The organism is Haladaptatus rarus (assembly GCF_054177585.1).
In genome coordinates this window covers 57,882-74,405 of sequence record NZ_JBPEHG010000017.1, presented here as the reverse complement: position 1 = coordinate 74,405, position 16,524 = coordinate 57,882, and the positions used below count along the sequence as shown (strand labels likewise).

Genomic DNA, 16,524 nt, shown 5'->3' with positions numbered 1-16,524 from the left:
TCGATAATGCCTCCCCGCGAAATTACAGAAGCAGTCACAGCCATTGCCGAACGGGACGGTGTCACCGTCCTCAATGACCCATATCGACACGATAGCAACGAACGGTGGATCGTTAAGATCCGGCTTTGTCCAGACGACTTAGAACCCCATCCAGAGGTGCCACGCGAGACGGAATGGTATCTCCATCTACGGGATACGTACCCCGCCGGTTCAATCGGGATCTATCCTGCGGATCAAGATGAGAACACCATTACCGCCACATTCCCCCACCAGAAGCTGAACGTTGCTGGAAGTGACGACACCCCGTGGCGAAGAGGAGATATCTGCGTTGCTCGGTATGGACATACTCTCAGCCAAACGGGAGCCACCGGCGAACCCAGCACAGGTCGTGATCGCCTCTGCTGGCACATGGACCGAGCATTACGGTGGTTGAGTAATGCTGCCCAAGGGGAACTTCGGAAACCAGATGAACCGTTTGAAATCCCGGCGTTCGATACGAGTTCGGGCTCGGCTCCGACCATCGCGTTCAACGAGACGCAGGAGTCGTTCTCAGACTGGAAACAGAGGTATGGACAGTGGGGTACGGTCAATCTCTGCTCGTTGCCGACCGCCGAGGAGACATACGCGACTGGAACGTTCAAAGACAGCGACGATGGAGTCGTCTATCAGCCACAATGGGGAGGATACATCGATGCGAATCCTGATGACTCTGTTTCCGGGGCGTGGGCACTGTTAGAAGAGGTACCGATTGAACCACCGTGGCAGGCTCCGGAAACGTGGGAAGATTTAGACGTGTTTTTCGATGGCACCGAGACCGACCCGTACGAACTACGGGCAAATATCAAGCCCGTGTTAGACGATGAACCGGTCAAGATCCTTCTAATCGGGTTTCCCATTCCAGCAACGGTCGACGGCGATCCTGAGATCATTTATTGGCAACCAATCGAGATACAGGAGTTCAAAGATCCGAATGACCTCTCCGGCGGATTTCGAGATACTGGAAAGGGACCAGAGATAGCTGAACGGCGAGAAGCGAGAGAGGAACAGATTCGGTGGCTGGACTCGGACAACTGGTCGCATGAGCAGCTCACCAGACGCGGACATATGACGGAGTGGTTTCTGGATCGCAGTATCGTGCTCATCGGGGTGGGAGCGCTCGGCAGTGCAGTTGCTGAAAATCTAGTTCGAGCCGGCTGTCAGCAGCTTACCATCGTCGACAACGACGCGTATGAGATCGGCAACGTGGCTCGCCACACGCTAACAATTGATGACGTGGGGCGAAACAAGGCGTCAGCAATCGCAGACCGGCTCCAGTCAGTTGCGCCGTACGCGCAGGTCATCGATGTAGATAGTGCCTTTCCATCGAGCGGGGAGTTTCCAGAGCCAATTAAAGAAGCAGAGGTAGTGATTGACTGTACTGCTTCACGGGGAGTTCGTCGAGCTCTCGATGAGATTCGATGGGATCACCCGGTCGTGTTCTGCTCCGCTGCCATGGGACGGCGAGCAAATCGGTTGTTCTGCTTCACTGCCTACTCACACACCTTCCCGTACAGCGATTATAACGAAGCGTTCGATCCATGGCGGTTGCAAGAACAGATCGAATGGGATGAAGACGAGGATGCGATTCCCGAGCGAGTTGGCTGCTGGCACCCAGCATCGGTTATCCGAACTGACCGGGTGATGACCTGGGCTGGAACAGTGACACGGCTCCTCGATCAGGCGACGACATTGAGTCTGCGTGAGAATACCCTCACCGTGCTCGAGACCGGTGATGACGACGAGCTGCCAACGATTTCACGGGCGGCACAGCCCTTCCAGGACGGAACGATATGGCAGGCGCCAGAATCGCCAATCACCGTACAGATTCCGTCCACCTGTCTCGAATCGATGTACGATCGCTGCCGAAAAGAGCATCCCTGTGAGACGGGCGGTATTCTCGCTGGAACCGACCGGATCGATGGACCAGCACTGGTAGTCAATGCTCGAGACCCACCGCGGGACTCCATTCAAGAACCAACGCGATTCCTCCGGGGAACCGACAAAGTCGAGGAATGGCTCAAAGATGCCAGGGAAAGCATTGGCATCGACTATCTCGGCGAATGGCACTACCATCCTGACGCTTCACCCGACATCAGTAGGAAAGATCGCAAGGCGATGAATGAGATAGCTGCTGACGACGGCTACGACTGTCCTCACCCACTCCTCTTCATCGTTGGTCAGAACGAGGAAGGTCAGTTCACGATCAATGCCTATCTCTTCCATGATGGTAAGGAATACGAACAACTAGAACTGACTGACAACCCAGATGCTGCGACAACCCTTAATGCCGGTGATGACATATGACTGACCCAAGTGGCCATGTATTTCTCAGCTATAAGCACGAACAGACGGACGTCGCCAACTTCCTGCAATCGGAGCTGGAACGGCACGGTGTTCCGATTTGGCGGGATATCTTTGATTTGAAGCCGGAGCCACTCAGAGACGAGATTATCGAACAGTTAGAGAACCCGAAAACGGCCAGTGGCATCGCGCTCGTCAGTAAGGAAGTGTCCGAATCAGACATCATCCTCAACGACGAGCTACCAGGGTTCAAAAAACGATGGGAGACCGATGACGATTTTTTCGTTGTCATCGTGCCGTGTCCCGATATCAGCGTTGGGGAAGCCAAATCAATTCTCAACGAAGCACCGATTCTGCATGATTTCTCCGCCTGGAAGATGGTCCCCCTTGAAGCGACCACTTCTGACGAAGCTGCAGATGTCGTCGATTCTGTGTTATCAGAGCGTATAGAGCGAATTGATCGATATCTACCGGACGGTGAGCCTATCGACTGTTCACTCGACACCTACGAATCACCAGCTCATGATATCGATCCCGCGATTGCTATCGACTGGTCCAGTTCCTTCGAACAAGGACTCCCTTCAGAAGAGGAGTGGAATCAGCGTCTAATCCCGGCGTTATCTACGGTCACCGACTGCCTCAGCCAGAAAGCGTCAGGCCGCCCCCTCCGGTTCCGCGGTCGAACGCATCTTCCGGCTGCATTTGCAGCCGGGTACTGTCTCCCGACCACACGCCGTATTCCAGCATCGTGGGTGCAACCCAGAGGTACTTACGGAGGTACAGAATGGACGCTTGCAATCGATGAAGAGGACAGTGGAGTGGAAGGCGCTCTTCAACGACGTCCGAACCACGGGTCCGAGCTAGCTGTTCTCGTCAATGTTGCCGCCGATGTACAGCCCGAGATAGATCAGATGCACGATCAGCTTCCGGATTTCAACGGGGTTCTCAAATTGACACCCGAAGATGGCCCCGGTGTAGAATTAACCCCTGCAGAGGCAGTCCATGCTGCCGATGTGTTCCGTACTGAGGTCCGGAACGCAATCAAACAGCTGCCAAAAACATCGACGATACATCTCTTCATGGCGAGTCCCATGGGGCTTGCCTTTCTATTCGGCCAACAATCGAATACACTCCGGCCAATCCAGACCTACCTCTTCAACAAAGACGATGGGCGATACTATCCTGCTGGTCGATTACAGACCCAGCCACTCTCGAATGACTCAGATACACCATCTGAAGAGCAGTAGCAACCCCGACTGTACTCCTCGCTATGTGACTGTATAGTGGTGAAAATCTCCGATCAGTCTTAACCAACATTTCTCCATTCCGTCTGCAGTTGTTGGTTAATAGTTTTGAGGTAGGAATGATTCAGGAACCCTTCCTGGAAACGTCGCACCCAAACTCAAAACCCGATGACAGAACCGCCATACTCACTCTAGTAGTTCCGTTTCCTGAAACGCGGAAGCGACACGCCGCGGCTTATCGGCCCGGTTGGCATCTAGTTGAGTATGTTCGAAGATTCCACGTCGACGTCAAGCACGTCGTCGAAGCAGTTGGCGGTGAGTCAGCCATCACGGGGGGCAGATCGGAATCAGAATCTCGTCGATGAATCCGATTCGGGGGGCGAGAACATCCTGTTTCCCTCGCTCGACGACGGCATCACGCTTCTAGATATCAACGGTGGTCGTGGGGTCCCGATACTCCAATCCATCGTCCTCGATCACCTGCTCATGCACGACGGGCCCGCCTTCTGGGTCGATGCTAACGGGCACGCTACAACAACGGCACTCGCGCGGATATCGCCTAGCCAACGGCTGCTCGACCGTATCCACGTTGCGCGGGGCTTCACTGCCTATCAGCATTATGGCGCTGTCTGCGATCTCCCAGGGGCGGTAAATCAGCACGTCCAACAGACCACGGCCATAGATATCAGCGCGACGAATTCCCAGTTATCTAGACGCGACGAGGAGGCAGCTCGGTACACCCCATCTCTCATCATTGCCCCAGTCGTCGACGCGCAATACCGTGCCGACGACACGCTTAGTGAAACCCATGCAGCGACACTCCAAGCGCGTACGCTCGCACGGCTCGCTACCTACGCCGGAGGTTACGACATCCCAGTTCTCGTTACCCGAACCAAGCCCGATGAATTCACGACATCGGTCGAAACGGCGGCTGAGCACTACTTAGAGTGCGAGCAAACGCGGATGGGGCCACGGTTCGTCGGTGACGAGTTCGAAACGCTCGTCTATCCCGTCGACGACGGCCCGTACTACCAGACGACGTTTGCCTACTGGCGGCAGCTGCTCGGTGCTCGTGCGAAACAGATCGGATTGGAACCGGCTACGCCACCGACTCCGACAGATGGCACTGACGGCATCGGACTGGGCGTGACTGCCGACGGATCAACCGCATCGCTCACCGCAAACCCACTCCTCGATGCGTGGACTGGCACTGTCGGTGCTGGAGGCCGATAGTTATGGGACGGACCAATCCGACGTACCGGGACGCACTACGAGCCATCGAGGACCGGTGGGCGGACTTCCGTCGCGCGCTTCGTCGTCGCGACCAACCACGGTTCGATCAGCTGTTCACTTACGCTCGCGAGCATGCCGACGCAAGTGGCCTATTGAACCACCAGAACCCGTTCCTGCCGGCGCTCCTCAGTATCGATCTCGAACAGGAAGCACGACTCGAAAGCCTCGAAGATCGCCTCGAAGATCTCGAGGAAACACGCGAAGCCGAATTTGACCCGGAGGCCGACCCCCGCGATGGAAACGAGTAGCCATGCCGTTCGCAATCGACTACCTCGATAACGGCCGCATCCTCGAATGGGAGACGGGATCCGATGGTGCCGTCGTAACCGAGCGTGACGACTACACTCCACGTTTCTACGTTGCCCCACGCTCACCCGACGTAGATGTCGACCTCACGAACCTTCGAACAGTCTACGAGCGTCACCCGGATGTCGTCGCGACCGAGGTCGTCCCCCGGCGGCCCGGCTTCCGTCGCGACGAGGAGGACGTGCTCGCCGTCGATGTCGGTCACATTGACCGCGTGACGACCCTCGCCCGACAGGTGCGCCAGTTATCCGACTACCCGGTTGGGGATCTCGCCTGCTTCAACGTCGACCTCTCACGAGAGTTCAGGTACTGTCTCGAGAACGATGTGAACCCGACGCCAGCGAGCGACCTCTCCACACTCCGACTTAGTGTCCCCCTGACGGAGACGAGCAGCGACGTGTACACTGAACTGTCCGTCGACTGCGAGACGGTTACAGGCCCGCCAGCAGACATCCTGACGGCTGTACAGGCGGCGCTCGACCAACACGACCCGGATGTCCTCGTGTGCTCGACGAGCCAAATCATTCCGACCCTGTACGGGATGGCTACCAGCGCCGGCGTCGACGACTTCTCGCTGAGCCGATGGGCCGATGTTGACTACCAGCAGCTCGCGAGCCGATCGACCTACGCGAGCTACGGACGAGTCGGGCACTCTCCAGCGCGATACAATGTGCCCGGACGAGCAATCATCGACAAGAGTAACACCTTCTTTTTTGGCGAGACCAACATCGACGGCGTCCTCGACCTCGTCTCGCGGTCGCGCAAACCGATCCAGGAGGCAGCCTGGGCGTCGATTGGCAACATACTCACCGCCATCCAGATTTGCGAAGCCCACAAGCGAGGAGTTCTCGTCCCGTGGAACTCTTGGCGGCACGAGGAGTACAAATCGATGGGGACGCTCCACGACGCCGACCGTGGTGGGTTCATTTTCGCGCCGGAAGTCGGCCTACACGAGGACGTCCACGAACTCGACTTCTCATCGTTGTACCCGAACATCATCTGTACGAGGAACGTGTCTCCCGACGTGATCCGGTGTGAGTGCCATCGCGGCCGCGAAGATGTCCCAGGCCTCGGCTATTCAATCTGTGACGAACGCGGCTACCTCGTCGACGTCCTCCAGCCGATCATCGATGCGCGTGACGAGATTAAGGCCGCAATCCATCGCGAACATGAACGCGACGACCCTGACGAGGAACGCCTCGAAGAACTCGAAGGGCGGTCGGGAGCCCTGAAATGGATTCTCGTCGCCTGCTTCGGGTATCAAGGATTCAACAACGCGAAATATGGGAGAATCGAGTGCCACGAGGCGATCAACGCATTCGCTCGCGAGATTTTATTGACGGCGAAGCAACGTCTCGAAGCCGGTGGTTGGCGCGTCGTCCACGGCATCGTCGATTCGATCTGGGTAACACCGGATCCGGACGTCGACGATGATCAAAGAGAGAGTCTCGAGGAACTCGCGACCGAAATCACCGAAGCAGTCGACATTCGGCTCGAATACGAAGCTCACTACGACTGGGTGGCGTTCGTACCACAACGAGAGAGTGACGCCGGTGCGTTGACGAAGTACTTCGGAAAGGTCGCTGGCGATGACGAGTTCAAAATCCGTGGCATCGAAGCTCGACAGCGGTCGACACCGCCGTTCATCGAAACCGTCCAGCGGGAGTGTCTCGATCGCCTCGGTGCAACTCGATCGCCAAGGGCCGTTCTTGGTTGCCTCAAACGGGCGATCACGAACCTCGAAGCGGGTGAGGTGCCGGTGGAGCAACTCGTCGAGCGGAATCGTGTTTCCAAACCACTCGAAGGCTATACACAGAACACCCAGAACGTCGCGGCGTTGAAGCGTGCTCGTGACCAGGACCTCTCAGTTCATCCTGGCCAAGATATCAGGTACGTGGTCGTCGACGACAACAAAACCTCGCGGGAGCGTGTCGCCCTCGCCCACGAAGAGTTCGATGCGTACGACTCGTCGTACTACGAAACCCAGCTCGTCCGCGCTGTCGAAAGCATTCTCTCCCCGCTCGGGTGGGATCGGACAGATATTCGTCGGGAACTCGCCGAGACACGGGAGCTGAATTTGACGGAATTCACAGCTGTTGAACCCAAGTAAGCGGCCCTGTTGAACCTTGGTGATTGATACGATCTGCTTGCTGGGCACAGAGGATGGGTAATCAACGATAACAGCAATGCACCACGAATCATGTACTAAGGGAAATAATATAATGCAGTCTATTACGAACAGTCGTCTCGAACCATTGACCGGGATAGTGTGGTTTGGGATGCTGGCAAGCTGTGAGACACGATGAGCGGGACATGCCGCTTATGCGGGAATGAGCGGGAGCTGCAGCAGAGCCATGTGATCCCAAGGTTCGTCATCAAGTGGCTGAAGCAAAGCGGAGCGACACCCTTTCTCCGGGGTGCTGAGGAGCCGGACACACGGATCCAAGACAAGAAGGAACAACTGCTGTGCAGCGAGTGCGAGCAACGACTAGGTGACTGGGAGCAACGCTTTGCCTCCCGCATCTTCTACCCAGTAATCCGCCAGCAAAAAACGGAGTTCGAATACGATACTTGGCTACAGCAGTTCGTAATTTCGCTCTCATGGCGAGTCCTCGTCAGCAGTTTCTCAAAACTCGATTCGTGGAATCCCGAGGAACAGGCAGCCTTGGAATCGGCCGAACGAGACTGGCGTGCCATCCTCAACGGCGATCAACCACTCTCCACAGCTACTCGCTCCCACCACATCATCCTCATGGGGGAAACCGAGTCGGTACAGGGCGATGTCCCAGAGGCCTGGGAGTTCTACGCCGAACGCGGCATGGACGCCACCGTACTCACCGTTGACGACGGTGTCCACATCTACACCAAATTCCCCCAAATGTACTTCCTTTCCTGTGTCGATCCACCTATCGTCGACGGTCTTGACAGGACCGACATCGACCAGAGCGGGACGATACAGACACCGCAGATGGTGCATTCACCCTGGAGCAATATCCCGTTCCGCCGAGCGGAAGCCACCTCTGGGAACAAGGCATCACCACGGGAACGAGAGAAAATCAAGCAACACATTCAGGAACATCCCGACCGCCTCACCGCTTCTAAGACCATCGAAACGTTCCGACGCAAGTTCGATCGGGACGGTCGAGGTAAACACGACCCAACTGCATATCTGAACAATGACGAATGCCCGGTCTGTACGACCAATCACCGCGTCATCAACGCCCTCCCACCCCGTCCCATAACGCAGACAGCGGTCGAGAACCTGACCGACGCTGATGAGATCGTGTTTGCCAAGGGTCTCTTCATCAGCTTTGACGAGACAGCCGAGGACACCACCGATGAGACAGGCACAATCGTGTTGGCAACCACGGACGCCACCCGGGTCATTACCCTTCTCGACCCCGGCTGGATTGTCGACCGCGAAATCGATCACATCGACACAGCCGACCCCACTGCCTTCGGCAGTGCGATCTGGGATCTCGTCCGCGACGAACACGCCACCTTGATGGACAATCTCGCACCCGACCGCGACTACACCATCGACTAACCGACTACGTACTGACCGTCCCGAGACTGATTTGAGCTTGGAAAGATTTGGTGCTACATTCACGCCTGTATGCAGTGCGGTCAGTGAAACGTGGCACTAGCCGATAGTTCAACAGGTCGGAATATACCAGAGGTCGGAAACAGATCAACCTGCCTCATTACACAGTCCTCGACAACGCCTCCATGGCATTTATTAACGATTTGCGCATCTGTCGATAGCATGGCAAGTCAGTCGGCGGTTGTTGACCACCTTTCGGAAGCGGAACTCTTCGAGCGGTGGAGCGATCGTTGGGACCATTTCCTCGATGACTTTTCTGCGGCGTCGGCCTCAGGCACGATTTCTGAACGCCTCCGAGACAAGGTGAAGAGCGGGAACGCAGAGCGAGCAATCGCCGGCGGTCACGAAGGGCGAGAAATCCTTGAACTCCTCCAGAACGCCCGTGACGCAATCCCTGGAGATACTGATGGTGGCCGCGTCTACGTTGGAGTGTACGACGAAGGCGTTCTCGTCGCGAACACCGGCCACCCCTTCGATATGTTCGACCCAGATGTCGAGGACGCCGTCACGATGATCGGCGAATCCTCGAAGGGAAACAGCGACCAAGAAATCGGACACAAGGGGGTGGGCCTGAAGTCAATACTCGCTACTGGGGATGCATTCGAGATCTGGACGCGCCACGAAAGTGCTACAAACGAAACGCTTCGCGTCAGGCTCAGTCGGTCGTACGTCACTGCTGCGTTGCTCTCGTCGTTAGGGTACGATACATCTGGGTTCGATCTTCGTGGCGCTGTCTCGAACGAAGCGATCCAGTCACTCACCACAGTTTCGGATGCTGATCAGCGAACCGAGGAGCTGACCCAAGACGCTCGGGAGGACATCGGCAAGCTCCCGCTATTCGATTTTCCGGTTCCCCTGACGACCGCTTCTGGGGCAGATGATCCCGTTGCTGACCGGGCGTCGGCGCTCCTTACTGGCGATGTCGACGAATGGTACGGCGACCCCTTCCGCACGGCTGTTTTCGTTGAGTACGAGGACACAGAGTGGCGCGACCTCCTCGAGGCGTTCGATATTCCACTGCCTGAATCGTCCGACAGAGATAGTGCTGGTCGGGCCGAACGGCTCTGGTCGTATCTCTCGAAGGAGGCTGACGGCGAACGCGCGACGAGTGAAACGCTGACAGCCGAAACGCTCATCCAGTTTGGCGGGATCGGGTCATTGCTGCTCGAACGCGTCGACGGCACGGAGCAACCAAGCCGGGAGCGATGGGACGTCGACCGTACCGCTGGGCCACTCGATAGCGAGACAGTGCGTCATGAGACAGTTACGGTGGCTGTCGAGGGAACAGACGCATCGTTCGCGGACGAGCAGTTTGACCAGTTCGGGTTTGCTGACGCCGACGCATCCACGCAGTTGCTCGTTCCGCAGACGAGAACTGAACGAGAGCGGCCACAGGAATATCCGCTATACCTCTACTATCCGATCGAGAATACACGGGACGTGTCGCTTCCGTTCTGTCTCCATGGGCACTTCACGGTCGAGACAAATCGGAAGGATCTCAGTCTCAATAGCCTCGACGAGAATCAGACAGTCCTCGAACGAGGAGTGGAGCTCGTTGCTCGAGTTGCCGAGGCAGCAGGAGGGAGCAACTTTGGCGACCGCTATCCGTGGATCCTCCTCCCGCCACCACCGAAGAGCTACCCGGACGACCCGAGTTCACAGGCGAGCTTGCTCACGTGGTTCCGTGCTGCAGTATATGAGGAACTCCGGGAGCGGCCGTGCGTTCCCACAGTTAGCGATGAAGATGGGATATCGACACCTGTTGTACCCGGTGAGTCGCTTCTGCACTGGGACGGCACCGTGCGCGATGGCTTCCTCGCACTGTTCGATGTGACTGATTCGCTTGATGAATCAGTTTCCGACGCTGTCGTCGACCGTCATTTCCCGACGAAGAAAACACTCGAAGGTTGTCGTTCCGTCCCGGCCACATGGGAGGAGAGAATCGAGGCACTTCTCTGGATTGACGATGCAGAACAGTTCTCAACCGAGATTGCCCGCTCATGGGGCGCAATCCTTGGCAGCCACCTCGACAGGCAAATGGTCGGTCAGGATACGTCACATCTCGTCTGTGACTCCGGTACTGCTCGGGCACTATTTGTCGGTACTGTCGAGACGATACTTCGCTCTGGCTCGAATGACGACGAGCTGTCAGCAACGCTCGACATGCTCTCCTCGCACCTGGAGGGCGTATACCTCCTGCCCTGCCGTCGCACGAGCGAGAACGGAGTAGTCGGTGACGACGCCGAAGAAACACACTCTGAGAGTGATGCGGCGGATAGTACCCTTCTCGTTCCCATCGAGGCACGATCGGGGCCAAATCCGAACGAGCGTGGGACGAGCCGCACACGGTCAGTCATCTGGGACGTCAACTCACCGGAACGAGACACCCAACCACCTGAAGTACCGCGTGAGAAGTCGAGTTTCCGAGTCTACTTCTTGGATCGAGCGGTCGAACAGAACGAACGGGCCCGTCGCGTTCTTGACCTCGCTGGTCGACCGTGGGGAGTTCGTGTCTACGATGGCACGCCGAGCTACTTCCGCGAACTCTTGGATACATTCGCGATGGACGACTCGACGCGTGTGAAGGCGCTGGACTTCTACTTCCTCGCGAAGCAGATCAACAAACTCGGGAGCGAGTCGACGGACCTTCAGACAGACGAGGGTTCGTTTGTTCCGACTGAATACGTGAAATCCGCGGTTGCACGGTCAGAAGGTGACCAGCGGCAAAACCTCCGCCGACGCCTGAATCTCCGAAATAATCGCTTCACCCTCCCGCGAGAGGGAGGCACCCATACCATCCGGGAAACAATACTCGACGATGATTGGCAGCGTATCCGGGCGCTAGCCCACGGAGAGGATGCGACTGAAGACTGGGACACGTTCGATGGGGATGCAAGTACGACATGGCCAGCGCCGACTGAAGAGGCGTGGGTTCCGATTGCCGGTGCGCTTGAGACTGACGACGCTCACGAGCGAATCGCGAAAACACTCTCGTTGTTCGGTGTCTCGGTACTTCCCGATATCCGAACGGTGTGGATGTATGGGTCCGGACATCCACGAACTCAACGCGACGCATCCTGGAATCCCGTCGAGTGGTCTGCAGGCGACTTTCTGGCGGGTGACGGCGTTCCAGAGAGCGCTGGCGCACTCCAGCGTTCCCTAGCTGATGCAGGAAACGTCTATCAACAGTGGATCACCGCGCCGGGCAGACACCCCCAGACGACAGCCGAGCACTCGAACGCATGTAACGTCAAGACAGATGGTGTCCTCGAAGATGTCTTCCTCGCGACGTGGATCTGGTTCGACGACCTCGACGCAGTTCAGCAGCTCGGCGAAGAGAATCTCCTCGAACTCCTTCACCGGTACGAAGGCCAGTTCACCAAGTCGATACTTCAGACGGGTTGGACCTGTACGCATGGTCATCAGCGTGACGGCTACGGATGGTCGAAGTCTATCCCGACGCTCCTGAACTGGCAGCTTCGCCAACTGGCAGTCTGGGACGCGGCCGTGACAGTGAATCCAGAACTACAAGACCGCTGGGGAGATGACGCTGCACGATTTGCCTACACAGTCGTAAAGACAGGGTCGCGTGGGGCTAGAGCCTCGCGACTCTTCCCGCACATCGATCCGGATGACCTCGACCTCTCTGAAGAACTGCTCCGAAAGCTGGGTGTGAAACCAGTCGGTTCGTTCGATGCAACTGAAGCTGCATGGCACCTGCACCGGCTCCTCGAAGTCCTCGCCGTCGACGGCCCAAACGAGGAACCGGTCGCTCTCAATATCCCCGACGACCGGGATAATGATTGGAACGCGGCCTACACGGCACTCCTGGAACCGATTCTGCGCCAGTTGCCTGCAGAGGACCCAACAGCGGAAGACGTCGACTTGCCGTTCCTGTCCCACCTCCCGATTAAGCGTAGCGGTGAGTGGCAAGTTGCGTCGCTAGAGTGGCTGGCAGAGAACGCCGACAAGGGTCGCTACTACGAGGATCAGTCACCGAAGCCGTGGGAACGCCGTGCCGTCGAACAGGGCGGAAACTGGCTCCTACCCCGAACTGCGTCAGGGCCGTTTACCCGGCTCACCAACGCTCTCGGGATTGCCCGAGTCGACGCGTCGAAGCCAATCTTCGATGCGGACGAGCTGACATTCACGGACGAGTCAGTCGCCGAATTCCGTTCGGCACTCCGTGATCGGATGGTGCTCCTCGTTGCATCACTCGAACAGCGGAGTGAGGATCGAATCCGCGAATTTGCAGATGATTTAGACGCCGCAATCGCGGAGCTGCGAATAGCTGAACAGTTTCCCGAAGTGATCGAGGACGATCTCGACGCCCCGAAATCGGGGCTCTATGCACCTCGAAGCGGTGAGGAAGCCTTCGTGTTTAATTCAGCAGCCTTCGACGACGGACTCACCCTTGACGGGCTCGCGAACGCTGTCTCGCTGCTTGCCGAACAACCGACGACAATCGCGACGTTCCGCGAGGCACTCGACGGCGATCTCTCACCAGCAGAACTCACGAAGCGATGGCAGCGGCGAACCTTCCCCGTCGACGACGTCGCACGAATACTGGGTACGAGACGACGTCGAGACCTCCGACAACGGCTTGACGCTGTTGTCACCTTGATTGAGCGCTTCGACGGCACGATTACTCCGACCGTCGACGAAGTCGTTGAAGCAATCGAGCGCGAGGAGGACATCGCTGTCCAAGACTTCAAGCGGGCTTTGTGCGGCGATGAAGCCACTACTCTAGATGAGACATCGGTCCAGGGAGTGTTCGTTCGCGACGTTCGGGAGAGTCTTCCTCACGAGCTTAGATTCGTTCTCGATCGGCTCTTTGGCGAAGATCGGCGACCGTGGCGGGAGATCATCTTGAAATCCGACAGCGGCCGCGAATCGGATGTAATTGACTGGCTGGCGAAGAACGCGAGAGCGCTCGACGCGACAGCGTGTTTCCCACAGTCAGTTCCGTCCGGCTACGTCCGTGTGCTCGCTGTGATGAACGTCTGGGACCGGACGGAGACGGCAGAGCTCAACGACGTCGAGGTGTGGCGATCGCGGCTTCGCGCCTTATCGACGGAGTCACACGTTGAGTGGGTGGACCGACTCCCCGACCGATTACAGAATGAGGACGCAGATGGCGAGCTGTTATTCTACTATTCACCCGAAGATCGGTTCCGGTCGCAGGTCGTCACTCCCTTCCTCGAGGGACTTTCCGGAGCTATCGCGAGCGAAACAGCGAATCTGGAGACAATGCTGCGACGGTATATTCTGGAGGGAGAGTTACCGGAAGATGAAGCGACGGTCTCCGCTGCCGACCACCAGGACGGCGCACTTGCTGACCTCCAGTCTGCGGCCATGAGTGGACAGCAATTCTCGACCGAGAGCCTTCTCGATGCAGGGTTCGAGGTGCAAAGCGCTTCGACGCGGACAACTGGCAGTGGCGGTGGTGGTGGGAGTACGCAGTATCGTGGTCGCGGTCAGCAAGGTGAGGCTGCAACGCTCGTCGCAATTCTAGATGATGCTGCTCGCTGGCTTGACGACCAGCCCATCGGAATGATTCGGACGGTCCGCTCGACGTTCCGTGCGTTGTACGACGATCAGCAGAACGGCGATCACAACTGGCATCTCGACCGAGTCTGGGACCAGGAACTACTACCGCTCTTGTCGGGCGGTGGGTTAACGCGAGAATCTATCGTCGACTGGCGTGATCACCTGGGAGATGGGCGGCTTCGAGATCACCCACTGGTTAGGCTCTGCAACGTCACGCTTGAACAGGGCCCCGGGTTCGACGTAATCGACCCATTTGGTCCATTATCAGGTCCACGGCGAGAATTTGATATCAGCCAGTTCGTTCCCGTCGAGGTGAAGGCGGTCGGCGGCCGTACCCCCCCGTTCCACTTCCGACTTACGACCAACGAATACCGTCGCTGCAAGGCATTTCTCCGAGGAGATCGGTCGTACGTGATTCGGCTCGTCCACGTTCCTGAACCAGGGACACCCAACTGGGCGTCAGAGACGCGGTTCGTCTCTGAGATAGTACTCGAAGATGTGTCGGACGCTGAATCCCTGGTTCGTGGAGATCCCTTCGAGGAAGTCGTTAAAGGCGGCTACATGAATATGAGCGTAGACCCGTAAATCGACTCCGCCAGAAGGCTGGCGGGGCGGCACCATTCGCATCCCATATTTCGAGGACAGTATAGAACGAATGGTGCCTGAGAATACCGTAGATTGGAGCGAGACAGACGCCCCTATCGATTTGTTGTGTGAGAAACCACCAAGGACCTGGGGCACACCTCTATCGACTTGTTCTCGATGTCGAGTGAGCTAGGTCGTCGCCGCACCCTCGCCCCTATCGATTTGTTCCGAGAAGAAGCTACTTATTGATCTGAGCCTTCACGACGGTCCGTAGTTCGTCCACGTTGACGTCCTTCAGTCGCGAATCTTCTCGGAGTGTCTCGATGATGGTGTTCGGGTTCTCTCCAAACGTAAACTCGAGATAGCTTCCTGAATGCGGTCCCTGGCTTTTCCGCTCGGTCTCGACCAAGGAATAGGTCGTGAGTTCCTTCATCTTGTTCACGTACGTCTCCTGGTGATACTGATCTGCATCAAGCGTCCCCGTCAGATACTGATACACTCGATACCCGAGCGGACTTTTCGCTGCCCCTCCGGTTTCCCGGGCAACGGCAGCAGTCGCGAAGAGACAGAGCTTCTTCTGGGTACTAATTCCACGAGTTACCTCCAGAACACGGTTCTTCTCGACCTTGTCTTGGGCTTCTCGAATGTGCTCTTCACGAACCTGGTCCGCGTTTGCTTTCTCAGCGATCGACCCTGCTGTTCGCATGAGGTCGATCGCCTTCCGTGCGTCCCCGTTCGTTTGAGCAGCAAACGCTGCTGCTAGAGGTATCACGTCGTTACTGAGAGCCCCTTCGTGGAATGCGTCCTTCCGAGCTCGAAGGATTGCCCGGAGCTGGTTGGCGTCGTAGTCGCTGAAGTGGACATCCTCGGGTGTAAACGAGCTGAGTGCTCGACTCCCAACGTTTTCCATCATCTTCGTGTCGTTGGTGATGGCGGTCACCGAAACCTGAGCAGTGATCTCGTCTGTGCTCCCAGCACGAGATAGCTGGTACAGAAGACGAGAAAAGGCCGGCTCGTCCATATCTCGGCGACCGACGAGCATATCGAGTTCGTCGAGGATGAAGACGACTGTGTCGTAGTGCTCGTTAATTAGACGATAGAGTTCTCTCCATTTCTTCTTGTTCGGGATACCGTGTTCTGGGACTTCAACGGTCGCTCCGACGTCGTTCGCGACTTTTCGGGCTAGCTCGTAAACGGCTGAGCCGAGAGTCCCGACGTTCTGGCAGTTCATCTGGATTACGCCGAATCTGATGTCACGACTTTCACAGAGTTCGAGGATGTTCGAACAGACGGCGTTGATAATGAGCGATTTCCCAGTCCCTGACGGCCCGTAGAGGAAGAGATTCGGGGGACGTTCGTTGCTGATCGCGACGCGAAGATGCTGGGTGATGTCGGTGAGTTGGGAGTCGCGACCGACGATACGTTCCTCGTCGACGATCTCATTCGGTTCGAGAAGAGAACGGTTCTTGATGAGACTCGCGGCTTCTTCCTGCTCGAGGATGAGATCTTTAATAGAACCCGTAGACTCGGGTGTTTCCTCGGGACCAGGATCCGTGGGCATACCCGACCCCACTCTATCAGGATACTAAAAGATTCCCCTGT

8 protein-coding genes are annotated in these 16,524 nt (G+C 57.1%); 7 read left to right on the top strand and 1 reads right to left on the bottom strand.

Going from position 1 to position 16,524, the window contains the following annotated elements; translation table 11 throughout:
• Window positions 1-6: 6 nt before the first annotated feature.
• The 7 genes from ACR3FE_RS23705 (at window position 7) to ACR3FE_RS23675 (ending at window position 14,922) form a co-directional block, all read left to right on the top strand.
• Window positions 7-2,343 carry a ThiF family adenylyltransferase gene (locus ACR3FE_RS23705; RefSeq protein WP_458210314.1) on the top strand — a complete coding sequence of 779 codons (2,337 nt, stop codon included), beginning with the start codon at window positions 7-9 and terminating at the stop codon, window positions 2,341-2,343.
• Complete coding sequence (locus ACR3FE_RS23700; RefSeq protein ID WP_458210313.1) at window positions 2,340-3,587, top strand: SAVED domain-containing protein; 1,248 nt, start codon at window positions 2,340-2,342, stop codon at window positions 3,585-3,587. The genes ACR3FE_RS23705 and ACR3FE_RS23700 overlap by 4 nt, the downstream gene beginning before the upstream one ends.
• A 261-nt stretch (window positions 3,588-3,848) precedes the next feature.
• Entirely contained in the window at window positions 3,849-4,817 is a 969-nt protein-coding gene (locus ACR3FE_RS23695; RefSeq protein ID WP_458210312.1) for a hypothetical protein, read from the top strand.
• Between the two features lie 2 nt (window positions 4,818-4,819).
• Complete coding sequence (locus ACR3FE_RS23690; protein WP_458210311.1) at window positions 4,820-5,125, top strand: DUF8156 family protein; 306 nt, start codon at window positions 4,820-4,822, stop codon at window positions 5,123-5,125.
• A 2-nt stretch (window positions 5,126-5,127) separates the two neighbouring features.
• Window positions 5,128-7,293 (top strand): type B DNA-directed DNA polymerase, encoded by a 2,166-nt coding sequence (locus ACR3FE_RS23685; protein WP_458210310.1) that lies wholly within the window; start codon window positions 5,128-5,130, stop codon window positions 7,291-7,293.
• Window positions 7,294-7,539: 246 nt separating this feature from the next.
• A complete protein-coding gene (locus ACR3FE_RS23680) occupies window positions 7,540-8,730 on the top strand; it encodes a DUF7964 domain-containing protein (RefSeq protein ID WP_458210309.1) in 1,191 nt (396 codons plus the stop codon).
• A gap of 219 nt (window positions 8,731-8,949) precedes the next feature.
• Complete coding sequence (locus ACR3FE_RS23675; RefSeq protein WP_458210308.1) at window positions 8,950-14,922, top strand: sacsin N-terminal ATP-binding-like domain-containing protein; 5,973 nt, start codon at window positions 8,950-8,952, stop codon at window positions 14,920-14,922.
• 238 nt (window positions 14,923-15,160) lie between these two features.
• Here the strand turns inward: ACR3FE_RS23675 and ACR3FE_RS23670 are convergent, their stop codons facing one another.
• Window positions 15,161-16,483, bottom strand: coding sequence for an orc1/cdc6 family replication initiation protein (locus ACR3FE_RS23670; protein WP_264783329.1), 1,323 nt, complete (start codon window positions 16,481-16,483; stop codon window positions 15,161-15,163).
• Window positions 16,484-16,524 lie beyond the last annotated feature (41 nt).